This is a genomic window from Flintibacter sp. P01028, from assembly GCF_041925235.1.
Lineage (GTDB): Bacteria > Bacillota > Clostridia > Oscillospirales > Oscillospiraceae > Lawsonibacter > Lawsonibacter aceti.
Genome location: NZ_JBHEVC010000001.1, coordinates 268015 through 293362 on the forward strand (window position 1 = coordinate 268015; position 25348 = coordinate 293362).

At 58.8% G+C, this 25348-nt stretch carries 19 protein-coding genes; 8 read left to right on the forward strand and 11 right to left on the reverse strand.

What is annotated here, in order from left to right; genetic code table 11:
• Window positions 1-17 precede the first annotated feature (17 nt).
• Both ACEVJK_RS01345 and ACEVJK_RS01350 read right to left on the reverse strand, forming a co-directional pair.
• Window positions 18-4016, reverse strand: coding sequence for an S-layer homology domain-containing protein (locus ACEVJK_RS01345; RefSeq protein ID WP_374739830.1), 3999 nt, complete (start codon window positions 4014-4016; stop codon window positions 18-20).
• Between the two features lie 241 nt (window positions 4017-4257).
• Complete coding sequence (locus tag ACEVJK_RS01350; protein ID WP_374739831.1) at window positions 4258-5091, reverse strand: N-acetylmuramoyl-L-alanine amidase family protein; 834 nt, start codon at window positions 5089-5091, stop codon at window positions 4258-4260.
• Between the two features lie 146 nt (window positions 5092-5237).
• Here ACEVJK_RS01350 and ACEVJK_RS01355 point away from each other — a divergent pair, with 146 nt between their 5' ends.
• The 6 genes from ACEVJK_RS01355 (at window position 5238) to ACEVJK_RS01380 (ending at window position 14861) form a co-directional block, all read left to right on the forward strand.
• Window positions 5238-6581 carry a Na+/H+ antiporter NhaC family protein gene (locus tag ACEVJK_RS01355; RefSeq protein ID WP_374739832.1) on the forward strand — a complete coding sequence of 448 codons (1344 nt, stop codon included), beginning with the start codon at window positions 5238-5240 and terminating at the stop codon, window positions 6579-6581.
• Between the two features lie 208 nt (window positions 6582-6789).
• Complete coding sequence (locus ACEVJK_RS01360; RefSeq protein WP_374739833.1) at window positions 6790-7794, forward strand: deoxyguanosinetriphosphate triphosphohydrolase; 1005 nt, start codon at window positions 6790-6792, stop codon at window positions 7792-7794.
• Window positions 7795-7890: 96 nt separating this feature from the next.
• A complete protein-coding gene (dnaG, locus tag ACEVJK_RS01365) occupies window positions 7891-9651 on the forward strand; it encodes a DNA primase (RefSeq protein ID WP_240287173.1) in 1761 nt (586 codons plus the stop codon).
• A 110-nt stretch (window positions 9652-9761) separates the two neighbouring features.
• Window positions 9762-10973, forward strand: coding sequence for an RNA polymerase sigma factor RpoD (rpoD, locus tag ACEVJK_RS01370; protein ID WP_243200990.1), 1212 nt, complete (start codon window positions 9762-9764; stop codon window positions 10971-10973).
• Between the two features lie 182 nt (window positions 10974-11155).
• Window positions 11156-11443 (forward strand): hypothetical protein, encoded by a 288-nt coding sequence (locus tag ACEVJK_RS01375; protein ID WP_240287171.1) that lies wholly within the window; start codon window positions 11156-11158, stop codon window positions 11441-11443.
• A gap of 340 nt (window positions 11444-11783) precedes the next feature.
• Window positions 11784-14861: an SEL1-like repeat protein gene (locus tag ACEVJK_RS01380; protein WP_374739834.1), complete on the forward strand. Its 3078-nt coding sequence runs from the start codon at window positions 11784-11786 to the stop codon at window positions 14859-14861.
• 65 nt (window positions 14862-14926) lie between these two features.
• On the opposite strand, the gene rnc is transcribed toward ACEVJK_RS01380, so the two are convergent.
• The 4 genes from rnc to ACEVJK_RS01400 form a co-directional block, all read right to left on the reverse strand.
• Window positions 14927-15601 (reverse strand): ribonuclease III, encoded by a 675-nt coding sequence (gene rnc, locus ACEVJK_RS01385; protein ID WP_147570614.1) that lies wholly within the window; start codon window positions 15599-15601, stop codon window positions 14927-14929.
• Between the two features lie 83 nt (window positions 15602-15684).
• Entirely contained in the window at window positions 15685-15918 is a 234-nt protein-coding gene (gene acpP, locus ACEVJK_RS01390; protein ID WP_147570615.1) for an acyl carrier protein, read from the reverse strand.
• Window positions 15919-16029: 111 nt separating this feature from the next.
• Window positions 16030-17070 (reverse strand): phosphate acyltransferase PlsX, encoded by a 1041-nt coding sequence (plsX, locus tag ACEVJK_RS01395; RefSeq protein WP_147570616.1) that lies wholly within the window; start codon window positions 17068-17070, stop codon window positions 16030-16032.
• Window positions 17067-17291, reverse strand: a complete 225-nt coding sequence (locus ACEVJK_RS01400) for a helix-turn-helix domain-containing protein (protein WP_240287165.1) — start codon at window positions 17289-17291, stop codon at window positions 17067-17069. Before ACEVJK_RS01400 ends, plsX begins: the two co-directional genes overlap by 4 nt.
• 103 nt (window positions 17292-17394) lie before the next feature.
• On the opposite strand from ACEVJK_RS01400, the gene ACEVJK_RS01405 reads away from it, so the two are divergent.
• The gene (locus ACEVJK_RS01405) at window positions 17395-17598 is read left to right on the forward strand and encodes a hypothetical protein (protein WP_240287163.1); all 204 of its coding nucleotides are present in this window, start codon (window positions 17395-17397) and stop codon (window positions 17596-17598) included.
• Here ACEVJK_RS01405 and trmFO read toward each other — a convergent pair.
• The 3 genes from trmFO to dprA all read right to left on the reverse strand — a co-directional run bounded on the left by trmFO (window position 17587) and on the right by dprA (window position 22617).
• Entirely contained in the window at window positions 17587-18894 is a 1308-nt protein-coding gene (gene trmFO / locus ACEVJK_RS01410; protein ID WP_374739835.1) for a methylenetetrahydrofolate--tRNA-(uracil(54)-C(5))-methyltransferase (FADH(2)-oxidizing) TrmFO, read from the reverse strand. The two genes, ACEVJK_RS01405 and trmFO, sit on opposite strands and share 12 nt — an antisense overlap.
• Window positions 18895-18986: 92 nt before the next feature.
• Window positions 18987-21317 (reverse strand): type I DNA topoisomerase, encoded by a 2331-nt coding sequence (gene topA / locus ACEVJK_RS01415; RefSeq protein WP_262669174.1) that lies wholly within the window; start codon window positions 21315-21317, stop codon window positions 18987-18989.
• An 82-nt stretch (window positions 21318-21399) separates the two neighbouring features.
• The gene (dprA, locus tag ACEVJK_RS01420) at window positions 21400-22617 is read right to left on the reverse strand and encodes a DNA-processing protein DprA (RefSeq protein WP_374739836.1); all 1218 of its coding nucleotides are present in this window, start codon (window positions 22615-22617) and stop codon (window positions 21400-21402) included.
• Window positions 22618-22701: 84 nt separating this feature from the next.
• Here dprA and ACEVJK_RS01425 point away from each other — a divergent pair, with 84 nt between their 5' ends.
• Window positions 22702-23928: a nitrate/nitrite transporter gene (locus ACEVJK_RS01425; protein ID WP_374739837.1), complete on the forward strand. Its 1227-nt coding sequence runs from the start codon at window positions 22702-22704 to the stop codon at window positions 23926-23928.
• A gap of 5 nt (window positions 23929-23933) precedes the next feature.
• Here ACEVJK_RS01425 and ACEVJK_RS01430 read toward each other — a convergent pair whose 3' ends face one another.
• Window positions 23934-24692 carry an RNA methyltransferase gene (locus ACEVJK_RS01430; RefSeq protein ID WP_186852831.1) on the reverse strand — a complete coding sequence of 253 codons (759 nt, stop codon included), beginning with the start codon at window positions 24690-24692 and terminating at the stop codon, window positions 23934-23936.
• Window positions 24692-25342: a TrkA family potassium uptake protein gene (locus ACEVJK_RS01435; RefSeq protein ID WP_147570624.1), complete on the reverse strand. Its 651-nt coding sequence runs from the start codon at window positions 25340-25342 to the stop codon at window positions 24692-24694. Before ACEVJK_RS01435 ends, ACEVJK_RS01430 begins: the two co-directional genes overlap by 1 nt.
• Between the last annotated feature and the right edge of the window lie 6 nt (window positions 25343-25348).

The window sequence follows — 25348 nt, forward strand, 5'->3', positions numbered from 1 at the left end:
GTCTTATTCCATAAGGATCATTCCGCCAGTTCCGTACAGAAGTTCATAAAGATCTGTGCTACCTCGGCACGGGTGGCCCCGGCGGTAGGCGCCAGGATACCGTTCCCCTTGCCGGACAGCAGACCGGCGTTTACCGCCCAGTCCATGGCCTTCACGGCATAGCTGGAGATGGAGGAGGCGTCCAGATAGCCCTCTGTCCCCTTGCCGCTCTGGCTGGTCTTGTACCCCTCGTTCTGGGCATAGCGGTACAGGATGGCCGCCAGCTGCTCCCGTGTAATGGGATCGTTGGGGCCGAAGGTATCGCCGTAGCCGGACACGATGCCTTCACCGGCCGCCCAGGAAATGGCGTCGGCGTACCAGGCGCCCTCCGCCACGTCAGCGAAGTCAGCGCTGCCGGCTGCGGGCTTGCCCTCCAGGCTGTACAGCATCTGGGCCACCATGGCGCGGGTCAGGGTGCTGCCGGGGGCGAACTCCCGGCTGGACACACCGGACATCAGACCGTTGTCCAGGGCGTAATCCACCGCCTCATGGTACCAGGCGTCCTCATCCACATCCCGGAAGCCGGCGGAGGGGCAGGTATCCTGGTGGTCGATCTCTACGAAGGAGGCCTCAATGGTCACCTTGGACCGGGGCATCTTGAAGGTATACTTGCCATCGCCCTTGTCGGTAAGCTTGATCTCGTCCCCATTCTTGTCGGTGACGGTCAGCTCGTCCAGCTCATAGCCCTCGTCGGGCTTGACGGTGATGGTCACCGTCCGGCCGCTGGAGGCGCTCTTGGGGGACACGGTCACACTGCCGTTGTCAATGTTCTTGTCCACGCTGATGGAGTAGCTGCTGGAGCCGCCGCCTCCACCGCCGCCAGCGCTATTGATCGTATAGACGAACTCCGCCACATCGCTGTCAAGAGAGTCTTTATACAGGCCCTTGGTATAGGCTTTTACAGTAGTGCTGGAGCTAATCGTCAAGGCTCCGGTATATTCCTGACTCGTGTCAGATGCGGTGGGATCAGAGCCGTCCAGAGTATAATAAATCTTGGAAAATTCAGGCAGAGTTGTGGTAGACAACTCTACGGTCTGAGTACCAATATAGGTGCCCGCCGCCGGAGAAGCAACGGGAGCCGCGGCCTTTTGCAGCATCATAACCAGTTGTTTTTGTCCGTCTTCTGCATCCTGTTCTACAATCTGATATTTCGCCCGGTTATCAACAAAGTTGTTGACAGACGCTCTTCCGCTCTCATAGGGAGCGGTAAATTCTTTACTGAGTTCGGGCGAGGAGTTGATATAGATGCCGATTTTTGCATCCTGCGACAGTCCCCCTTCTCCAATGGTCAGCAGGACATTGGAGACTGTATTGAGCCAGAGGTCGGAATCGATCTCTTTCCCTCCATCGGTTCCTTTGTTGCCGAGGATGGTGGCCGTACCGGATACCTGGACACTTCCCATATCAGCGTAGACGCCACCCCGAAGGGTCCCGGAAGTATTTCCAGTAATCACGCCGCCATTCATGATAAATTTTGCGTTGCCGATCAAGTGGACACCGCCAGCGCTCTTCTTGCTACCGTTATTTCCAGTGATCGTGCCGCCCTCCATAACAAAGGTAGCGCCGCCTTGTATCGTCACACCGCCGCCGCGGGCATTGCTGCCAACACCTCCAGTGAGCTTACCGGCATTGCTGCCGCTGCTGTCTTTCAGGGTAAAGGTATTTGCCGTGACCAGCAGGATATGGCTTCCTTCGGGGGCCGTGATGGTCCGGCCGTTCAAATCCAAGGTCATGGTTTTTCCGACAGAGAGCGAATCACCGAGGGTCACACTCCGCAGTAATTTCACAGTACCTTCCTCACCAACAGCATCGATGGCGGCCTTCACAGAAGTGTACTTCTCCCCGCCCTCTACCTGGGCAACAAATTTCTCTTCCTCAGCAATGGGGACAATTTCAACTTCCTGTACCTCGCCAACCTTAGGAGGGGCAACAGTAACGGGAATCTCTGTTACAATGGTATCACTAGAGTTGTCCGCCTTTTGGGATACATGGAAGGTATAATCCCCTTCGGACAGGGAATAAATGACATATTTTTCCCCCTTCTTGACCGCTGTATCAAAATCGTTGAACGCAGTAATGGGGCTGCCGTCCGCCTTGGTCACGGTGACCTTGTCATTCTCGGTCAGGCCGTCCAGCACGATCAAGTTGCGGTTGACCACCTTTACGTCAGTATCTTCGATGGTCACAGCGCTTGCGGTATTCCAGTCACAGTGGGTCTTGTAGATGACCACATTGCCCTTATATGTATTGCCGCTGATCGTGGCCTTCAGGGCCGACTTCCCCTCGGGGTTCAGCTTGGAATTTTCGCCGTCCAGCCAGTACTGATACTGGGCATAGTCCCACAGCTGGATATAGGCGGCGTCCCAGTCGCCGGAATCAAAGGTATTGCCGGTGATCTGAATATCAGTCTCCTCTGTGGCGGGTTTGCCCCAGTAGCCGTCGAAGGGCACACGGACATTGGTGAAGGTGTTTCCTTCAAAGGTGATGGCTCCCGCCGCGCTGTTGTCGCCACAGGTGTAATAGCCCCGCTCCCAGTTGGTGAAGTCACAGTTTTGAACTGTGATGCTGGGCTGATGGATGTATAAGGCAATCGTATCCTTCAAATCGTCCTTTTTATTTTCAAAAGAACAGTTGTCCAAGGTAAGTCCATCGCAGGCTCCGCCGCTGATGACCGCGGTCCCGTCCTCGGACACAAAGTCGAGGCCCTTCAGGGTAACATCCGCCGCCGTCACAGCCACCTTGCTGTCTTTGTCGGTCTTGACTGTGGCGGTCACGCCATCGGCAGTCTGGACGGTAACGCCGCTCACCGCAATGGAGAAGGGCTCATATGTACCAGAGCGGGTGATGGTGACCGTTTTGTTGTCGCTTTCGGCGGTGACAGCCTCCAGCGCCTCTGCGAGGGACACATATTTGTTGTCGCCCACATACGCCACGCTGTTGTCAACAGTAACTTCCTTATCATTGACAGTCGCCTGGATATCAACTGTACCGGCATTATTGGTCGTAACATCATTGTAAAAATCGCCATGAGGGGTAATCGAATCTGTGACATCCCTGCCGCCTGAAAGGGCCTGATTCACAGTCGCTGTACAATCGCTAATCGTAGTCTTTCCCGCAGCGCTATTCATAGCCGTACCGACCAGCGCACCAAATTCATCGCCAACCTCGCTGTCCGGGTTTGTTATGGTCAGGTTTCCTTCGTAGGTGCAGTTCGTCATCGTGTTGCCGTAGTGGAGGATGCCCAGGAGCCCGCCCACGTCAGAGGTGGAGCCGATGACGTCGATCTTCACATCACAACCGCTGATCGTAATGTTACCCTCACCCATGAAGCCGACGAGGCCGCCTACATAGGTGCGGTATTCCTCGGATTCCGCTTTTACATAGCTGCCATCGCCGCCAATCACATCCACATTGGTGATATTCGCATAGGCATTCTTCCCGAACGCGCCGCCCACATAGGAATAGCCGTCTATCTGAATCAGGCCGGTCACGTTGATATTAGTGTATTTTGAGGTATGGGGCGTTCCGGCCACAGCGCCAACATCCAGGTAACCCTCTACCTGTGCGTTGTTCAGCGTAAAGTCTTTGATTTCGCCGCCTGTTGTAAATCCGAACAGGCCGACATCACTGCTATTTCCTGTGATTTTCAAATTGGAGATAGTGTTCCCCTGGCCGTCAAAGGTCCCCTGAAATGGCTTCCCATTCCTCCCGATGGGCGTCCATTCCTTCCCCTCCAGGTCGATATTCTCCCCCAACTTGATAGTCTTTTTTTGGAAGGAAGTCCCCCCATTGACCAGTTGGGCCAGACCCGCCAGGTCGGCGGCAGAGGAGATAGTATACTCGTCCCGATCTCCTGTATACCACTCCGTGCTGGCGCTCTCCGCCCATGTGTCCCCCTCTTCCGCAAACACAGAGAAGGGAAGCATCGACACTATCATCACTAGAGCCATAATCGAGGATAAAATTTTTCGCTTCACATCCGATTCTCCTTTACCTAAAAATACAGTCGGAGGCGGGTCCGCTCCCCCGGGGCAAGGGAAATGTTTGTCCCCTTTGGGGGGACAAACAGAAAGCGGGTCCCGCTTTCGTCCTGTTTTGAGATTATTATATAATAGAAGCAGGAAAACCGCAACTATTATCAATATCTTTTCTGCCTCGTCCAACAAATTTTTACACATAAACAGGAGGGACCGGCCCGCAGCGGGCCGGTCCCTGTGTTTACTCCGCTTCAGGTTGGCCGCCTGCCCCGGACCATATCTGGTCCAGGCGGTACAGCATCTGTACGGTTTCCTCCCGGGTGGTGAAGGACTGGTATCGCTGGTTGCCCTCTCCGTCTCCGGCCACGATGCCGGATTCCTCCGCCCATTTCCGGGCTTGGGCCGACCAGTCGCTAGGAGACCATCTGGCCCGTTTAGCCAGATAGGCGTCCATCATACGGTCAAATTGCTCCTGCGTCATAGGCTCCTCCTCATGCTCGCCGTCAGTCAGCATGGCCTCGGCCACGTCCTGGCGGAACTGGTCCATAGTTACCCCGTGTTTGGGCCACCACTGGAGCACGTCGCCGTGCTGGCTGGCAATGCCCAGGTCGTAGCCCTCGGCGTGGCAGATGACCACGCCGGGCTCCAGGGGGTCCAGAGAATACTGGCGACACAGCAGGGCAGTGAGCTGGACCGCGTTGTGATAGATGTCATCAAAATAGGCCTGATTGGCCGCTACATCATACCCCACCATCTCGCCGCCACGGTAGGTGTGTCCGGCAGGCTCACAGCACTCAAAAGAAATATGAGTGTTGTTCGCGCTCCTGCCGGAGGTGCCTGTACCCGCATGCCAGCCCCGGATGATCCAGGGCAGTGTCTGAATGGCTCTGTCCCGTGCCACGAACGCGTGGACGCACTTTTCTACGCCCGGCTTGTTCCACCGGCGGATGAACACCTCCGGGTCCGGCTGGGCTACCCCGGTGGAGTGGACCATAATTCCTTTGGGCACAATGGTCCGCCCTGCCTGATAGCAGTCATTCTCTGTCAAAAACTGTTGGGTCAGATCAAGTTCCATATGCCCTCCTTCGCTTCTGCGTCCCCAACCGGGGACGCTCCATCCTATGCTCCGGGCCGTTTCCGGGTGCCCCCGCATAGAAACATCGTTGACACAGAGCGAAATATCTTTTACAATAAGGCTTGTGTATAAAAGGAGGTCATTTTGTGGAACAGAGGGAGAAAAAGTTGAACAGCAACCCCAGCGCGTTGCTGCCCATCCTGATATTTCTGGTACTTTATCTGGGTATGGGACTGATTTTTGAATACGGCATCGGCATCAACATGGCATTCTATGATATCCCCATCGTAGTCACCTTCATGGTTGCCCTGTTGGTGGCGTGCTTACAGAACAAAAAGCTCTCTTTTGACGAGAAGCTGGTTCTGATGGGCCGGGGCGTAGGCGACAAAAATATTATCACTATGATCCTCATCTTCCTGGTCGCCGGTGTGTTTGTGGGCGTGACCGGGCGGAACAGCGCCGAGGCCGTGGCCTATTTTCTGCTGTCCATCGCCCCTGCCTGGGCCTCTGTGGCGGTTCTGTTCGTCGCCGCCTGCTTTGTGTCCACTGCTATGGGCACCTCTACCGGCACCATCACCCTGATCACCCCCATTGCCGTGGCCGTATCCCAGGTGTCCGGGTTCTCCCTGCCCCTGTGTGTAGGCACAGTCATGGGAGGCGCCATGTTCGGGGATAACCTGTCCTTCATCTCCGACACCACCATCGCCGCCTGTTCCACCCAAGGCTGTGAGATGCGTGACAAGTTCCGTGCCAATGTGAAGATTGCCCTTCCCGCCGCCATCGCCACCCTGGCGGTCATTCTGGCGGTATCCTTCAACTCCGGCGTGGGACAGATTGAGATTCCGGAAATCAATCTGCTGCTCCTAATCCCCTATGTGCTGGTTCTGGTTGGCGGCCTTCTGGGCGTCAACGTATTTGTGGTACTTATTATAGGCATCATATCCGGCCTGGCCATCACCGTAGGCACCGGTCTGGCCGCTGGCACCATCGCTACCGGCGCGGATGTGCTGGAGCTGCTGAAAGCCATGCGGGATGGCGCTTCTGGTATGTTCGAAACGATCCTGGTCACCGTTTTAGTGTCCGCTATGTGTGCCCTCATCCGGGAGAATGGCGGCTTTGAGGCCCTGCTGGCCTTTATCCGCCGGGTATTCAAGGGCCGTGTGGGCGGCCGGCTGGGCGTAGGCCTGCTGGTAGGTGCCATGGATATCTCTACCGCCAACAACACTGTAGCGATTGTTATGGCTGGCCCCATTGCCAAGGAGATCAGTGAGGAATATGGCATCAGCCCCAAGGAGTCGGCCTCTCTTTTGGACACCTTCTCCTGCATCTTCCAGGGCATCATTCCCTATGGCGCCCAGATGCTGATTGCGGTGTCCGCCTCCGGCATCTCCGCTTTTGAGATCATTCCCAACCTGTTCTACCCCTATCTGCTGGCTGTAGCTTCAATCGTCTACATCCTGGTGGGGGCCGGCAAGAATGCAAAGGGTTGATCTTCTCCCACTGCATCATACTGAAAAAAAGCTGCCGTAGCTCTGGCTGCGGCTGCTTTTTTGCCTATTGAAAAAATATTTGAAATTTTTTTGACCTTTTAGAAGGAATTTAAGGAGAAATTTCGTATTTATATATAAGGGGTTTCATGTCCCCGTACACCCATCAGCTCCATCGACCAGAAAGAGAGAGAAAAAGGAGGGCCGTGGGATGACCTTGCGTGAACAGACACAGCGCCGGGAGGACAGCCTCCTCTCCCCTTTTGCCTGCCGCTCCGCCCAGTCCCGTGGACGGGCACGGCAGGAGAAGGAGTGCGATATCCGCACCCCCTTCCAACGAGACATCGACCGGATCGTCTATTCCAAGGCATTCCGCCGTCTGAAGCATAAGACCCAGGTCTTTCTTCAGCCGGAGGGAGACCACTACCGGACCCGGATGACCCACACCCTGGAGGTATCCCGTATCGCCCGGACCATTGCCCGTGCCCTGGATCTCAACGAAGATCTGACCGAGGCCATTGCCCTAGGGCATGATCTGGGCCACACCCCCTTTGGCCATGCTGGGGAGCGAATGCTGGCCCAGCTGATGCCGGAGGGCTTTGCCCACTACCAGCAGTCCGTGCGTGTGGTGGACCGGCTGGAAAAAAATGGCCAGGGACTAAACCTGACCTGGGAGGTCCGCAACGGCATCCTCTGCCACACCAAGGGCACCCCGGCCGCTACGCTGGAGGGCCAGGTGGTCCGTCTGGCCGACCACATCGCCTATATCAATCACGACATCGAGGACGCCCTCCGCGGTGGCGTCATCTTTCCCATGGACATCCCCCTGGAGGTATCCAACGTTCTGGGCTTCACCCACGGCGACCGGATCAACACCCTAGTTCATGACGCTATCACCGCCAGCCAGGGACAGGATCATATTGTCCAGTCCCATCCGGTGGAGGAGGCCATGCTGGCTCTGAAAGATTTTATGTTCGCCAGCGTATACACCAATCCCCTGGCCAAGGGGGAGGAAGGAAAGGCCCAGAATATGCTTCAGGCCCTGTTCCAGTATTACCAGGGAAATCCAGATGAACTGCCCTCCGACTTCCAGGCCATCCGCCTGGAGGATGGGGTAGACCGGGCCGTATGCGACTATATCGCCGGAATGACCGATCCTTTCGCGGTAGAGAAGTATAAGGAGCTCTTCATTCCAAAAGGCTGGACTGTTCTCTAGGACTTGCTCTCTGTCTGGGCCTCCAGAGGGATAATTCTGATAAAAAGGGGTTAAAAATAGAGGGATTCCCCTATTTTTCGAGAGAGGAGGAGCGCATTGGCCATTCCAGAACCATTCTTGGACGAGCTTCTGGACCGCACCGATATTGTAGATCTGGTGTCCGAGTCCGTCCGGCTGACACAAAAGGGCCGGAACTACTGGGGCCTGTGCCCCTTCCACAGTGAAAAGACTCCCTCCTTCTCCGTATCCGCTGACAAGCGCATCTTCAAGTGCTTTGGATGCGGCAAGGGAGGCGGCGCCATCAATTTTGTGATGGAGCTGGACAACCTCTCCTTTCGAGAGGCGGTGGAGGTGTTGGCCAAGCGGGTCGGAATGGAGGTGCCAGACAGCGGCCCCTCCGCCGGGATGCGGGAGCGGCGGGAAAAACTGCTGGAACTCAACAAGCAGGCCGCCCGGACCTTCCACAAGTGGCTGTACGCTCCCGAGGGGGCGGAGGGACTGGCCTATCTGCAAAAGCGTGGGCTGTCCCGCTCCACCCTGACCAACTTCGGGCTGGGCTTCGCTCCCAACAGCTGGGACGCCCTGATCCAGGCCCTGGCCGATCAGGGCTATGACAAGCGGGATTTGCTGGATGCCGGTCTGGCCGTCAACAACAAGGACGGCCGCATCTATGACCGATTCCGCAATCGGGTCATGTTCCCCATCATTGACGTCCGTGGAAACGTCATTGGCTTTGGCGGCCGGGTAATGGACGATTCCACCCCTAAATACCTCAACTCCCCGGACACACCGGTATACAACAAAAGCCGGAACGTCTTTGCCCTGAATATTGCCAAGACCTCCAAGGCCGGGCGGGTCATTCTCACCGAAGGGTATATGGACACTATCTCCCTTCACCAGGCAGGCTTTGACTGTGCCGTGGCCTCTCTGGGCACCTCTCTCACCAGTGAGCACGCCCAACTGCTGGCCCGGTATTTTCAGGAGGCCATCATCTCCTATGACGGCGATGGGGCCGGAGTGGCGGCCGCCCAGCGGGCTATCCCCCTGCTGGAAAAGGCCGGCCTGAAAGTAAAGGTACTGCGGATGCAGGGCGCCAAGGACCCGGACGAGTTTATCAAGCGTTTTGGCAGGGAGGCCTTCGCCAAGCTGCTGGAGCGCAGCGAGAACCAGGTGGACTACCGCCTGGCTCAGATCCAAAAAAAATATGATTTGACCGACGATGGGCAGAAGGTGGCTTTTCTTCAGGAGGCGGCCCAGCTTATTGCCTCTTTGTCCAGCGCCGTAGAGCGGGAGATCTACGGCGGCCACGCCGCACAGACCGCCGGAATCACCCCGGAAGCCATGGCTCAGGAAATCAAGCGTGCCTTCTCAGCTCGGCTCCGCAAGGAGAAAAAGCGCCAGGAGCGTATAGACCTGTCTCCGGCCAGCCAGCTCCAGCCCCAGGCCAGATCGCTCCGATATGACAATATCCGCTCCGCCCGCGCGGAGGAGGGCCTTGTCCGCCTGCTGCTGCTGGACCCATCCCTGGCAGGACAGATGGGCGGGATCACGGGGGAGGGATTTTCCTCCCCCCTGCTGGGCAAGGTCTTTGACCTGCTCCTCCGCCGAGCTAATGAGGGGCTGTCCACCCAGCTCTCCGCCCTCTCCGGCCATCTGACTGGGGAGGAGATGGACCATTTGGCCTATGTGGTCAGTCAGCCAGAGTCCTTGGCCCACTCTCAACAGTCCATCCGGGACTACATATCCGTCATCCAGCGGGAGGCCCTCCGGCGCGGCGCCGGACAGGAGGACTCCCTGCTGCTGGCGGCACAGAGAAAGTATCAGGAAAAGAAAGCATATATGGAGGAGAAACCATGAACACCAACAAGAATGTGAGCCCCAAGACCGCTGAAGCGGTGGAGAATCAGGAAGCTGCCGTTTCCCAGCCCGACATCCAGTCCCGCATGGAGGCGGGCAAGGTCGAGGTCATGAAGGTCGTGGGCGGCATACCCGGCGCGGAAAAGCTGGGCGAGCTAATCGAGCGGGGCAAGAAAAAAGGCAATCTTTCCTCCTCCGAGCTGATGGATGTGCTGGAGGATATGGACTTGGGCGCCGAGCAGATGGACAAGATCTACGACACGCTGGAAAACCTGGGTATTGACACTGTGGGCGAGGACTACATCCCCGACCTGCCCGATGACGTCGAGCCAACCATTGAGGCCATCGAGGATCTGCCCGAGGAGGAGATCGTAGACCCCAACTCCATGGCCGACTCCCTTGGCACCGACGATCCAGTGCGGATGTATCTGAAGGAGATCGGCAAGGTGAATCTGCTCACCTCCGACGAGGAGATCGAGCTGGCCCAGATCATGGAGGCGGGAAACGCGGCCTCTGAGCAGCTGGCTGAGTTAGAGAAAGCTGGTGAGGATATCCCCGACGAGGTCCGGGTGGAGTTGACTCAGGCCATCAAGAAGGGGGAGCGGGCCAAGCAGCGGCTGGCTGAGGCCAACCTGCGTCTTGTGGTCTCTATCGCCAAGCGGTATGTGGGCCGTGGGATGCAATTCCTGGACCTGATTCAGGAGGGTAATCTGGGTCTTATCAAAGCTGTGGAGAAGTTTGACTTCACTAAGGGCTTCAAGTTCTCCACTTACGCCACCTGGTGGATCCGCCAGGCCATCACTCGTGCCATCGCCGACCAGGCCCGGACCATCCGCATCCCGGTTCATATGGTGGAAACTATCAACAAGGTCATCCGGGTGTCCCGCCAGCTCCTCCAGGAACTGGGCCACGACCCCACCCCTGAGGAGATCGCGGCTGAGATGAATATGCCTGTGGAGCGGGTGCGTGAGATCTTGAAAATCGCTCAGGAACCTGTCAGCCTGGAAACCCCCATCGGCGAGGAGGAGGACAGTCATCTGGGCGACTTCATCCCCGATGAGGACGCCTCCGAGCCCGCCGAGGCCGCCTCCTTCACCCTACTGAAGGAACAGCTGGTAGAGGTGCTGTCCACCCTCACCCCCCGGGAGGAAAAAGTGCTCAAACTGCGCTTCGGCATTGAAGATGGACGGACCCGCACGTTGGAGGAAGTCGGCAAGGAATTCAACGTCACCCGGGAGCGCATCCGCCAGATTGAGGCCAAGGCCCTCCGAAAGCTGCGCCATCCCAGCAGGAGCAAGAAGCTGAAGGACTTTTTAAACTGACCGGTTTTCAGCGGTCCTTAAAACACCATCGGCGGGGCGCGTGAGTGGAGGCGCCCCGCCATTTCCTTTTTACTTTTTGACTGATTATTTTCAACTCTGTTAATTTCGCTGTGCACTGAATGAAACAGAAAAATATGATAAAGTGAACAAAAAGTTAAACTGGAATTTGACGGGAGTTTATGATGTCAAAATTAAGTGACTTAATCAATGCAGAAGATGGGTTTCTTGTAAGGTTAAGATGTGAAAACACCTTTGATGAAGAGAAATATTTAGATATTAAAAATGAAATTTTAATTGAAACACCAAAATGGAAAACACAAGGGTTTGTTTTGAATTGTGATGTTGAAGCGTTAATTAGTCTGATTGACCAATTAGCAGGAGGGAGTCGCTTCTTTAACGAAGAAACAGAGATCAGGGTTGAGGACGCTTGTATGGAAATAGAAGAAATCATAAGCTGTTTAGAAAGCTAACTTCTAATTTATTGGGCTGTCCGCATGAAGGCGCACCTCCCTCCGCTATTTTGGCGAAGGGAGGTTGTTTTATCCTAAATCGGTCTAAAGGGTAAAACGGCGTCCCGATATCTGTGTTTGACAAAACCTCCATTTCATTGTAAGATTGGAAAAAGCGCTTTCGCCGCTCCGCTCCAAAGCTGGGATGAAGTGCACCGTCCCGCAGCCCCTCCCAGGTCCTCCTGGTGCTGGCAGCCGCGTTGAGCCAAGGCTCATTTCGATGATTGTGGTTCCATGAGGGCGCCCACAGGCGTCCTCATGGCTTTTTTTCACTAAAATCTTTCATAGAGGGGGAATGGAAATGATAGAAGAAAAAAATGAGGACCGGCAGTCCTTTGACCAGGATGCTGTCATGGTATACATAGATCCCCAGCTGATGCAGGGGCTAGCGGACGTAGCCGCCCAAAAGGCGGCCAACTTTCAGGAGCTGCTGTCCGCCGCCCAGGAGGGCGATTTGGAATCCGCCTATCAGGTGGCCCTCAGCTACGCCAATGGCCGTGGCACCTCCAAGGATTCGGAGCTTGCCTTTCAGTGGTTCCAACGTGCCGCAGACGGTGACCACATCGCCGCCCAATACCAGTTGGGGGTGTGCTTCTTGCGGGGCATCGGAACGGAAGCGGATATCCCCAGGGGACTGGAGCTGATTACTTCTACCGCAGATCAGGACTACCTCCCTTCCGTCTGTGAACTTGGTCTGTGCTACGAGATGGGTACCGGGGTGGAGGAGAGCAAGGAGCGCGCCGCCGAGCTCTACCGTCAGGCCGCCCAGCAGGGGGACGCCAGGGCACAGTGCAACCTGGGCTTCTTCTACTACCGGGGCATCGGCGTGGAGGAAAGCGACAGCGAGGCGGTCTACTGGTTCTCCCAGGCCGCTGAACAGGAGTATCCAAGGGCCCAGTTCCTGCTGGGCGAATGCTATGACCTGGGCTTTGGTGTGGAGGCGGACATGGCCCATGCTGTGGAGCTGTATACCAAAGCCCACGATGGAGGGTATCCCCCCGCCACCTGCTCTCTTGGCCTGTGCTATGAGCTGGGCAAAGGCGTAGAGGAGGACAAGGAGCGCGCCGCGCGCCTCTATCTTCAGTCCGCCGAGGAGGAGGACCCCAGGGCACAATGCAATCTGGGCTTCTTCTACTACTGGGGCATCGGGGTAGAGAAGGACTTGGCACAGGCAGTCCTCTGGTTCTCCCGCTCCGCGGAGCAACAGTATCCCCGGGCCCAGTACCTGTTGGGACACTGTTACGAATTTGGCTATAGCGTTGAGAAGTCCTTGGAAAAGGCGGCGGCCCTCTATCAGGCCGCCCACCATCGTTCTTACAGTGACGGCACCTGTGCCCTTGGCCTATGTTACGAGCTGGGCACCGGCGTGGAACAGGACAAGGCCAAGGCGGTGGAGCTGTACCGCCAGGCCGCCCAGCAGGGCAACGCCCGCGCCCAGTGCAACCTGGGCTTCTGCTACTACCAGGGCATCGGCGTAGAGACGGACGACAAAACAGCGGTGGAGTGGTTCCAAAAGGCCGCCGACCAGGAGTATCCGCGGGCAATGATGCTGCTGGGTGAGTGCTATGAGAATGGCTATGGAATAGATAGGGATGCCGCGAAAGCGGTGGCGCTGTATACCAAGGCCCATGAGGCCGGACACCCTCCCGCCACCTGTTCCCTGGGACTGTGCTACGAGATAGGGACAGGCGTAGAGGTGGACAAGACCAAGGCCGTCCAGCTCTATCGCCAGGCCGCCGAGGAGGAGGACGCCCGCGCCCAGTGCAACCTGGGCTTCTGCTACTATCGGGGCATCGGGGTAGAGGCGGACGACAAGCAGGCGGCGGAGTGGTTCCAAAAGGCCGCCGACCAGAACTACCACCGGGCCATCTACCTGCTTGGTGAGTGCTATGAGTACGGCTATGGTCTGGAGAAGGACGTGAAGCGGGCCATAGAGCTATACACCAAGGCCCACGAGGCCGGCTATCCCCCCGCCGCCTGCTCCCTGGGCCTGTGCTATGAGATAGGGACAGGCGTGGAGATAGACAAGGTCAAGGCGGTAGAGCTCTACCGTCAGGCCGCCCAGCAGGGGGACGCCAGGGCACAGTGCAACCTGGGCTTCTGCTATTACCAGGGCATCGGCGTGGAGGCGGACGATAAGCAGGCCGCTGTATGGTTCCAGAAGGCCGCCGACCAGGACTACCTCCGGGCCGTCTACCTGCTGGGAGAGTGTTATGAGTACGGCTATGGCCTGGACAGGCACGAGCAACAGGCCGTAGCGCTGTACACCAGGGCACAGCAGGCGGGCTATCCCTCCGCCGCCTGTTCCCTGGGCCTGTGCTACGAGCTGGGCACCGGCGTGGAGATGGATAAGGCCAAGGCTGTTCAGCTCTACCGCCAGGCCGCTGAACAGGGGGACGCCAGAGCACAGTGCAACCTGGGCTTCTGCTATTATCAAGGCATTGGCATAGAGATGGACGACAGCCAGGCTGTTGTATGGTTCCAGAAGGCTGCCGAGCAAAATTACCTTCGGGCGGTCATGCTGTTAGGAGAGTGCCGGGAAAACGGCTATGGTACCGAACGGGACATGGCCCAGGCTGTGGAGCTGTATACCAAGGCTCATGAGGGAGGCTATCCTCCAGCCACCTGCTCTCTGGGCCTGTGCTATGAGATGGGCCGGGGCGTGGAGCAGGACAAGGCCAAAGCCGCCCAGCTCTACCGCCAGGCCGCTGACTGCGGAGATGCCAGGGCACAGTGTAATCTGGGTTTCTTCTACTACCATGGCATCTCCGTGTCGGTCGATGACAGCCAGGCCGCCCAGTGGTTCCAAAAGGCCGCGGACCAGGACTACCCAAGAGCCCAAATGCTGCTAGGCGAGTGCTATGAAAATGGCTACGGGGTAGAGCGGGATATTACCAAGGCGGTGGAGCTGTATACCAGCGCCCATGAGCGAGGAAACGCAGCCGCCACCTGTTCTCTTGGCCTGTGTTACGAATTAGGCCGAGGCGTAGAGGAGGACAAGGGAAGGGCCGCCCAGCTCTACCGCCAGGCCGCCAACCACGGCAACGCGCGGGCCCAGTGCAACCTGGGCTTCTTCTACTACCACGGCATCTCTGTCAAGCAGGATTATGCCAAGGCCGTGGAGCTGTTTCAACAGGCCGCAGACCAGGACAACGCTAGGGCCCAGTATCTGTTGGGCCAGTGCTACGAGCATGGTCAGGGCGTGGCCAAGGACTTGTCCCGGGCCATGGAGCTGTATCACCAGGCCGCGGACGGTGGAAGTAAGGACGCCAAGGAGCGGCTGGAAAAAGGCCACTCTGCCAAGGGGACCTCTGGACAGGAGGCTCCTAAACAGGAGAAGGGCCTATTGAAAAAGGCCCTCAAGCTGTTCAAAAAATGAGCTTCCATTTTTTCATCGGAATTGGAAACAATAGAAAAACGAGGCAGCTCTCGCTGCCTCGTTTCTCATTCTTTTTTTAAGGCCTGGATGGCGGCGTGGGCCGCCATCTGCTCTGCCTCTTTCTTGCTCCGGCCGGTGCCGGCGCCCAGAGGGGCGCCGTTCAGATCCACCTCCACGAAGAACCGCTTGTCATGGTCAGGGCCCTCCTGGCCGGTCAGCCGATACTGGAGGACCTGTCCACTCTCCCGCTGGACCAGCTCCTGGAGGGCGGTCTTGTAGTCTCTGGGCTTGGTCAGCCCGGCCACCTCCCGGCTTAGGATATACTTTTGGATAATCTTACGGGCCGATCCGATGCCTCCGTCCAAATAGACGGCGGCCAGCACCGCCTCCACAGCGTCGGCCTGGATAGACGGCCGGCGGCGGCCTCCGCCGCTCTCCTCCCCCCGGCCCAGGCGGAGATACTCCCCCAGGCCCAGCTCCTGTGCTACCTCTACCAGGCTCTCCTCGCATACCAGGGCGGCCCGTGTCCGGGTCAGCTCCCCTTCCGGCAGGTCCGGGTGGTTGCGGTACAGGTGGTCAGCCACCACCATCCCCAGGATGGAATCCCCCAAAAACTCCAGCCGCTCGTTGCTCTGGAGCTTTCCCCGGCTCTCATTGGCGCAGGAGCTGTGGGTCAGGGCGTTGTCCAGCAGTCCCCGGTCCTGAAAGGTATAGCCCAGCTTTTCCTCCAAACTTTTCATTCCAAACTCCTTCAAGGGGGCCAGTCCTTCTGGCCCGTTACAAGGCAAAACTCCGCCTTCGGCGGAGTTTCGCGTTTTCTCGATCAGTCGACCTTGTTCTGCAGGAACCGAACCAGATCTCCAACCGTGGTGATGGAGGCAGCTTCCTCCTCCCCCAGCTCGTCGATGCCGAATTCTTCCTCCATGGCCATGGACAGATCCACGATATCTACCGAATCGGCGTTCAAATCGTCGGCAAAAGAGGTCTCCATCGTGATAGTGTCCGCATCCACATTGAATTGCTCCGCAATGAGCGCGCACAGTTTTTCAAAGATCATATCTCGGTACTCCTTTTGTTCGTGCCCCAGGCACTTTTTCTGTCCTTACTATATGCAGAAACTTCCTTACTGTCAATAGGGTTTTCCCATTTTGTGCGTCTTTGTGTAAAATCATTCTTCTCCGTGGACCGCCGGCGCCTCCAGACGCATCACATCCACGTTGGCGGAAATGTTGTCTACGATGCCGGAGGATACGCACTGCCGGGCCTGGCGGACGGCGTTTTTAATGGCGTAGGCGTCGGAGGAGCCGTGGGCCTTGATAACGGGCCGGGAGATGCCCAGCAGGGCGGTGCCCCCTACCTCGTCGGAGCTCATAATCTTCTTAAACTCCTTCAGCCCTCCGGAGACCAACAGGGCAGCCAGCTTGGTGGCCAGGTTCTTCTTAAACATCCGCTTCATCTCCCTGGCCAGGAACAGGCCGGTGCCCTCCATGGTCTTGAGGAAGATGTTGCCCGAATAGCCGTCGGACACGATGACATCCACCGCGCCCTCCACTGCCTCCCGAGCCTCCACATTGCCTACGAAGTTGATGCGGCCGGCCTTGGACGCCTCCTCCAGCATGGGATAGACCGTGGTTTGAAGGGAGGTGCCCTTTGAGGGCTCCGCCCCGATGTTCAGCAGACCCACTTTGGGCTCTGGACGGCCTAGCACATGCTCGGCGTAATAGGAGCCCATGTAGGCGAACTGGAGCAGGTACTCCGGGGGACACTCGGCGTTGGCCCCACAGTCGATAAGGACAGCTCCCCCGTTTCCGGTGGGTACCACGGGAGCTAGGGCCGCCCGGCGGATACCCTTGATGCGCTTGACCACCAAAGTGGCTCCAGCCAGCAGGGCGCCGGTGGAGCCGGCGGACACGAAGGCGTCTCCTTCTCCGTTTTTCAGCAGGTTCAGCCCCTGGGTCAGAGAGGAGTCCTTCTTCTCCCGGAAGGCGGTGGCCGGGTTGTCGCACATCTCCACCACCTCGCTGGCGTGGGCGATCTCCACCCCGGCGGGCAGGTCCTTGATCCCGCTTTCCTCCATCACCTTCAGAATCTCCTCCCCGCGGCCCACCAGGATAATATCCACGCCGTATTCCTGGTTGGCCTGGATGGCGCCCAGCACAGGGGCCTTGGGGGCGTTGTCGCCGCCCATGGCGTCTACGATGATCTTCATACAGTACCTTCTTTCTTTTCCGGGTCCAGTGGTCTGGCCTCGTCGGTAAGGCCCGGCAGATAGTCCGCGGACACATTGTAATGCCTGCAAATGGCGGCCAGTTTGTCAAAGGAGGTCGCCTTACGGCCATTTTCTATATCGCTGATGGAAGCCTGTGTCGCTCCGATTGCCTCTGCCAGATCCTTTTGCTGTTCTCCACGGCCTTTTCTCAGCTTCTTCACTCTTATGCAAAAAATGTCCTTATGAAGCATGGGCTCCCCACTTGGCAAAATATATCTTTTAGCATTATTATATTTCTATCAGCATTTTAATGGCGGCGTCATTATGAATCAATACTTGGAGAATCTCTATAATTGGGAAACTGACCAGGCCCATCTGAATTTTGGCCGCGATGGGGAGTATCAGTCCTCCCTCGCCCAAGCGGAAACACTTTGGCCGTCCGCCGGGTATGACGCAGCCTTCGATGGGCGGCGAGACGAGCCCCTTCGGTGCGCTGATCGCTTGCAGGACAAGCGGTCACGGCTCTAAATTCAATTTCCCCAGTGCCTCCAGAGCCCGTTTGGAAATTTCAGCGTTTTTGTTCCGTTTCCCCTTTACCCGGTAGCCCAACTGGGGGATCAGTCCGAAGTTGATATTCATTGGTTGAAAGTTTACCACACTTGGGTCGCTGATGTAAAGAGCCAGAGCGCCTATGGCCGTCTCACGGGGGAAGTTGACAGGCTCCTTGCCCTCCAGCCGGCGGGCCAGCTCGATGGCTGCCAGGGCTCCGGAGGCGGTGGATTCTACATAGCCTTCCACCCCGGTGATCTGTCCGGCAAACATCAGCCGCTCCTGACCCCGGACCCGGTAGTACCGGTCCAACAACCGGGGCGAGTCCAAAAAGGTGTTCCGATGCATCACGCCATAGCGGACATACTCGGCGTTTTTCAGGGCGGGGATCATGGAGAACACCCGCTTCTGCTCCCCCCACTTCAAATGGGTCTGGAAGCCCACGATGTTATAAATGGTCCCCTGGGCATTGTCCTTGCGCAGCTGGACCACGGCAAAGGGCTCCTTCCCCGTTTTAGGGTCTTTCAGCCCCACAGGCTTCAGCGGACCGTAGCACAGGGTATCCCTCCCCCGCCGGGCCATGACCTCCACGGGCATACAGCCCTCGAACACGCCCGCATCCTCAAACCCGTGGACCTCCGCCTCCTGGGCGTGGATCAGCTCCCGCCAGAAGACGTCGTACTCCTCTTCCGTCAGGGGGCAGTTGATATAGTCCGGGGTCCCCCGGTCATACCGGGAGGCAAACCAGGCGCTGTCCATATCCACGCTCTCGAAGGTGACCAGGGGGGCGGCGGCATCAAAGAAATTCAGGTATCTGCTGCCGGGAAACAGCCGGGAAATGGCCTCCGATAAGGCCTCTGATGTCAATGGGCCGGAGGCGAGGATGACGTTCCCCGCCTCCGGGATCTCTGTGACCTCCCCTTCCACCACTGTGATGTTGGGATGGCTCTTGATCCTCTCGGTGATGGCCTGGGCAAAGGCGTGACGGTCCACCGCCAAGGCACCCCCCGCCTCCACCCGATGCTCGTCGGCGCAGGACATGATGAGCGAGGAGCACCGGCGCAGCTCCTCCTTCAGCAGACCCACCGCGTTTTCCATCTGGTCGGAACGCAGAGAGTTGGAACACACCAGCTCCCCAAAATACTCCGTATGGTGGGCGGGGGTCATTTTTTGGGGCTTCATTTCCCGCAGCTCCACGGGGATGCCCCGCCGGGCCAGCTGCCAGGCCGCCTCGCTCCCCGCCAGCCCGGCGCCGATCACAATAACAGATTCCATGGGTACCTCCTGGGTGCTTGTCTATCCTTTCGATAGCGGTGTGCTGCCCCCCTCCGTCATGGCTATGCCGGCTGAGGGGGGCACTTCTACGCCTATCCTTCGGCTTTTTCAGCCCCAGATTTCTTGGCCGTAGACTTCTTCGCTGTCGTTGTTTTCTTCGCGGCTGTCTTTTTGGCAGTGGCCGTTTTTGTGGCGGCGGTCTTCTTAGCCGCTGTCTTTTTGGCCGCCGGCTTCTTCTCCGCCTTCTCCTCCCCGGTGTCGGCGGAGTCGGCCGGCTTGGGCTTCCAGCCTCCCCGTTTCTCCTCCGGGGTAAAGTTGGAGCACACCTCGTTGATGCAATAGGGCTTTTTGGCGCCCTTGCCTGGCTTTTTGAACATGGTCCAGCCACAGACTGGGCAGTTGTCCTTCACCGGCACATCCCAGGTCATGAAGTCACACTTGCGGGCCTCGTCCTTGCTGTTCACCCACTCACAGCAGTAGTAGGTGTACTGCTTGCCTGTCTTTTTGCTCTTTCCCGTCCGCTTGAGCAGGCGGCCGCCGCATTTGGGGCACTTGCCGGGCATCTCCACCACCAGAGGCATGGTAAAGTCACACTCCGGCCAGCCGGGACAGGCCAGGAATCGACCGAAGCGGCCGGATTTGACCACCAGGTTCCGGCCGCACTGGGGACAAATCTCCTCCGACACCTCGTCAGGCACCTTAATCCGCTCCCCGTCCAGCTCCTGCTCGGCCTTATGGAGCTCGGCGGAGAAATCGCCGTAAAAGTCATTCAGAAGGGCCTTCCAGTTCACATCGCCCTCCTCCACCTTGTCCAGCCGCTCCTCCATCTGGGCGGTGAAGGCATAGTCCACAATGTCGTTGAACTTGTCTTTCATCAGCCCGGTGACCACCTCCCCCAGAGGGGTGGGACGAAGGGCCTTGCCCTCCTTGACCACATACTCCCGATTCAGGATGGTGGTGATGGTGGGAGCGTAGGTGGAGGGCCGGCCGATGCCCTTCTCCTCCAAGGCCCGGATCAGGGACGCCTCAGAGTAGCGGGCGGGGGGCTGGGTAAAGTGCTGGTCCTCCTTCAGCCCCCGGCAGTCCAGGGGCTCCCCCTCCTTCAGGTCAGGCAGGGGGGAGGTCTTCTCCTCCTCGTCCTCGTCCTTCCCCTCCTCATAGACGGCGGTGAAGCCGGAGAACTTCAGGCTGGAGTGGCTGGCCCGGAAAATATATCCGCTGTTCTCCACGTCGATAGACAGGCTGTCATAGACGGCGTTTGCCATCTGGCAGGAGAGGAACCGGCTCCAAATCAGCTTGTACAGCTTGTACTGCTCGCTCGTCAGGTCCTTCTTGATCTCGTCCGGGACCAGGGTGACATCAGAGGGGCGGATGGCCTCGTGGGCGTCCTGGGCGTTGCCCTTGGCCTTGAATCGCCGGGTCTGGGCGGGGTAATATTCCCCGCCGTACCGATGCAGAATAAAGTCCTTGGCGGCTGCCAGAGCTTCCTCCGACAGGCGGAGGGAGTCGGTACGCATATAGGTGATGAGGCCCACGGCCCCCTGTCCGGACAGTTCCACGCCCTCATACAGCTGCTGGGCGATGGACATAGTACGGGCCGGGGACATATTCAGCTTGCGGGACGCCTCCTGCTGGAGGGTGGAGGTGGTGAAGGGCGGGGCGGGCTGGCGTGACTTCTCCTGGCGCTTTACCTTGGCCACGGAGAAACTGCCCTGCCGGACAGTGGCCAGCACCTGTTCGGCCTCCTCCCGGCTGTGGAGCTCCATTTTCTTGTCCCGGCCGTGGAATTGGGCCTTAAAGCTGCCCAAATTGGGGGCGACGCGGGCCAAATCGGCCTCGATGGACCAGTACTCCTGGGGGACGAAGGCCCGGATCTCCTCCTCCCGCTCCACCACCAGCCGGGTGGCCACGGACTGGACCCGCCCGGCGGACAGGCCCCGGCGGATCTTCTTCCACAGCAGGGGGGACAGCTCATAGCCCACGATCCGGTCCAGGATGCGGCGGGCCTGCTGGGCGTCCACCAGGTCCTGGTCAATGGCCCGTGGGGCGGCGATAGACTGGTTGACCACATTCCGGGTGATCTCGTTGAAGGTAACCCGGTAGGTCTTGTCATCCGGGATGCCCAGCAGCTCCTTCAGATGCCAGGAGATAGCCTCCCCCTCCCGGTCCGGGTCGGTGGCCAGGTAGACACGGCCGCTCTTCTTGGCGGCTTTTTTCAGGTCACTGATAACATCCTCTTTGCCCTTGATGGGCTGGTAGTCGGGAACAAAGCCCTTCTCGATATCCACGCCCAGCTTGCTCTTGGGCAGGTCCCGGACGTGGCCCATAGACGCCTTTACCTCATAGCCCGGCCCCAGGTATTTGCCGATGGTCTTGGCCTTGGACGGGGACTCGACGATCACTAGATCCGTTTTATTTGGCACGATTGGAATACCTCCAAATTAGATGATGGAAAAATCAAGGGAACATTCCGCTCCCGAAGGTCACATGGAATCAGGGTGGGGGCTACTCCTCCAGCCGCACCAGGGAGGCATACCGCCTGCCTGGCCGCTCCTCCAGCGCCCCCTGTATCTGGAGCATGGTCAGGGCGGACAGCACCCGCTTGGCCGGGATCTGGGTCAGCTCCACCAGTTGGTCCGGCGACAGGGTCCTGTCCTCCAGGGCGTTGAGGAGGGACAGCTCATCGTCGGTGAACCGCTCCCGCTGCCCGCTCCGGGGGATAAACTCCCGGCTGGGTACTTCCTCCAGGGCGGGCTCAGTGCGGCGCTTTTCCTCCCTATCCTGGGCCAGACTGTCCAGCCGGGCCTGCGCGGCCTCTGGCGTCAGCGGGGCGGAGGCCGCCAGCCTCCTGGGGAAGCGGGCCCAATACTCGGATAGAATGTCGCCGCCACAGGTGACCAGCTTGGCCCCCTGCTGGATCAGGTAGTTGGTCCCCTCGCTGAGTGGGGCATCTAGGGGGCCGGGGACAGCAAAGATGTCCCTGTCCTGCTCCATGGCGTGGTTCATCGTGAGCATGGTGCCGCTCTTTTTCCTGCACTCCACCGCCAGCACACCCAGGGAGAGGCCGCTGATAATCCGGTTGCGCTGTGAGAAGTGGCTTCCCTTGTGGGGTGTGCCAGGAGGATGCTCAGAGATCAGGGCCCCGGCAGCCGCCACATCCTCATACAGATAGCGGTGTTCCCGCGGAAAGGGCACATCCACTCCGCCGGCCAGCACGGAAACCACCGGTCCCCCGCCCTTCAGGGCACCCTTGACAGCATGGCAGTCTATGCCTTCAGCTATACCGGATACCACCAGAGCGCCGCCCGCCGCCAGCTCCATCCCGAACCGCTCGGCATACAGCGTCCCATAGGCGGTAGCCTCCCGGGCGCCCACCACACCGATGGCCGCCTCCTCATCAAAGTGGAAGGACCGCCCACGAATGTAGAGGATCACGGGCGGGTCAGCGATCTGCCGCAGGCGGCCGGGGTAGTCGGCGTCCTGCAATGTCATAATACGTACGCCCAGCCGCTCACAGTCCGCCAAAATTTCCTCCGCCCGGTCCGTGCCTTTGTCCAACAGGCTCCTTTTAGCAGCAGCGGGGAGAGGAAGAAAGTCATATTCCTCCGGGTCTGCGTAATAGGCCCGCTCTGGAGTGATGAAGTGCTCCAACACCCCCAGCACTCCCGCTGGGCCCAGATCATGGCGGGTGGTAAGCCAGATCCAGTATCTCAAGGCCGACATTCTCTCATCTCCTTCACTCCGGAACTTTCCCTTTACAAATCTCCTCTCCGGCGCTATTGTATAGGCAGGGGAGGGAGTTTTTTCATGAAACGTCCACATTACGCCTGGATGGTCTGTCTGGGCAGCGCCCTGGTCCTGTTTTCCACCATCGGACTGGGTGTCAATGTCTTCACCATCTACCAGCCCGAGATCATCCTGGCCAATGGTTTTTCCAATGCGCAGGGCTCCTGGATCACCACCACGCGCAGTCTGTTCATCCTGGCCGCTCTGCTGACAGTCAATCAGCTGTGTCAGCGGCTCGGACTGCGTCTGGTCATGACCCTGGGGGTGGTGCTGCTATCCCTGTCCTACTTCTGTTTTGGTCTGGCCACCAGCTTTTTTACTTACTGTCTGGCCGCCGCCCTGACCGGGCTTGGCTACTGCTATGGGGGCATGGTCCCCCTCTCTCTGGTCATCGGCGCCTGGTTCCGAGACCGGCGTGGGCTGGCCCTGGGGCTGGCTTCCGCGGGCAGCGGGGTATCCACCATCTTTGCCCCTGTCATCATCACCTGGATCATCCAGCATCAGGGCCTGCGGGCCGCCTTTCTGTGGGAGGGGGCCTTTATCCTTATCACCGCTCTACTGGCCTGGAAGCTGATCCGAAACACCCCGGCAGAACTGGGGTTGGAGCCCTATCATCTGGGGGGAGAGGACGATCCTCCGCCCCCGCCCAGACAGGCCCCCCGAGGGATGCGCCGGTCTTATCTGCTCCTGATCCTTTTCGCCGCCTTTTTAGTAGGCGGCCCTGGGGGCCCCGGTTTTTCCCATCTGACCGTGCTCTACACCAGCGAGGGCTACGATCAGGCCCTCATCGCCGCTCTAATGTCCTATGCCGGACTGGCCATCTGTATCGGCAAGATTCTCTGTGGCCAGGTCTATGACCGGATGGGCAGCCGGTGGGGTAACTACTATTCCTTCGGCTCACTTCTGGGAGCCTTTGTTCTTTGCTGTCTGGCCCCTCTGGGCGGCCTCGCCCTCCCCTTTCTGTCCATCACACTATTGGGAATGGGGCTACCTGTTTCCGCTGTGTCCCCCTCGGTGTGGGCCGCTGATCTGTCCTCGGACAGCACTTACGGCAAGTACGTGCGTTCCATCACCGTGTCCTATACAGCGGGGGTCCTTCTTTTTGGCCCCCTGCCCGGCATCCTTGCAGACCGGTTTGGCAGCTATGTGCCGGCCTATGCGCTCTTTGCTGTGACCCTGGCGGCCGCGGCCCTGATCATCCAAGTCATTTACCACTGTCTGGGAATCGGCGGCCGGCCGCCGCGTTGAGAAGATCACCGCCCCATCTCCCACAGGACGATAGAGGCCGCCACCGCCGCGTTGAGGGACTCGCACCGCTGGCGCATGGGTATCTTCAGTGTCTTTTCACATCGCTCCAGCAAAGGACGGGACACTCCCCGCCCCTCACTTCCAATCACCACGGCGGACCGGCTCAGGTCCGCCGTTTTGATGTCCACCGTATCCTTTCCCAAGGCGGTGGCGTACAGGGGCAGCTCCGCCTTTTTCAGCAGCCCGGCCAGCCCATCCGGGGTCACCTCAAAGACCGGCAGACGGAAGCAAGCCCCCATGGAGGCCCGAACGACTTTGGGCCCATAGGGGTCCGCGCATCCGTTGACCAGCAGCAGGCCGTCCGCTCCCAGGGCGTCCGCGGTCCTCCAGATGGTGCCTACGTTACCAGGGTCCTGAACGCCGTCCAGAACCAGATACCGCCTCCCCTTCAGCTGCTCTGGCGGGTCCGCCGGAGGCAGGGCGGCCAAAAACAGCGCGCCCTGGGGCGCCGCCATTGGAGAGATGCTCTCCATCACATCTCCAGGCACCTGCACCGCCCGGACCTCCTTGGGCAGATCAGGGGGCTCTACCCCGTCGGCGAACACTGCCGCAGTCAGGGGCGCGCTCCACCGCAGTGCCTCCTCCAGCAGTTTGATCCCGTCTCCCAGATATTCTCCCTCCGCCTGCCGTTCCCGCCGCCCGCCAGAGGCTAGGCGGCGAATCTTCATCAGCAGGGGGTTTTTCCGGCTCGTAATCCGCTCCATCATCTTCTCTCCAACCGGTCGATATCCGCATTGCTCCCCAGGATCACCATACAGTCATCCTGCGCCTGGAACACATAGTCCCGGCCCGGTGAGATGGTCATGCGCTCTCCCCGGCGCACCGCGATTACGGTAACCCTCCACTTGGCCCGGATATCCAGCTCCAGAATGGACTTTCCCACCCAGTCCTCCGGTACCAGCCGCTCCACAATGGAGAACTCGTCAGACAGCTCGATAAAGTTTAAAATATCACCGTTGGCCAGGCTCCGCGCCAGCCGGATGGCCATCTCTTGTTCCGGGAAGATCACCAGATCGGCCCCGATTTTCTCCAGCACCTTGCGGTGGACCATGCTGTTCGCCTTGCCCACCACGCGGGCGACCCCCAGCTCCTTCAGGTTCAGCACAATGAGGGCGCTGACCCCTACATCCGCGCTGGCGGCTGCCACGGCGCAGTCAAAATTCCGAGCCCCCAGGCTTCGCAGCACCTCCGGGTCCCTGGCATCCCCCACGACACAGTGGGTCACCTGGTCTGCCACCGCCTGAACTCGTTCCGGCTGAATATCCACCGCCAGCACCTCGTGGCCCTGAGCGCATAGCTCCACTGCCAGTGAGGCACCGAAGCGGCCTAATCCAATAATCAGAAAACTTTTCATGCGGCC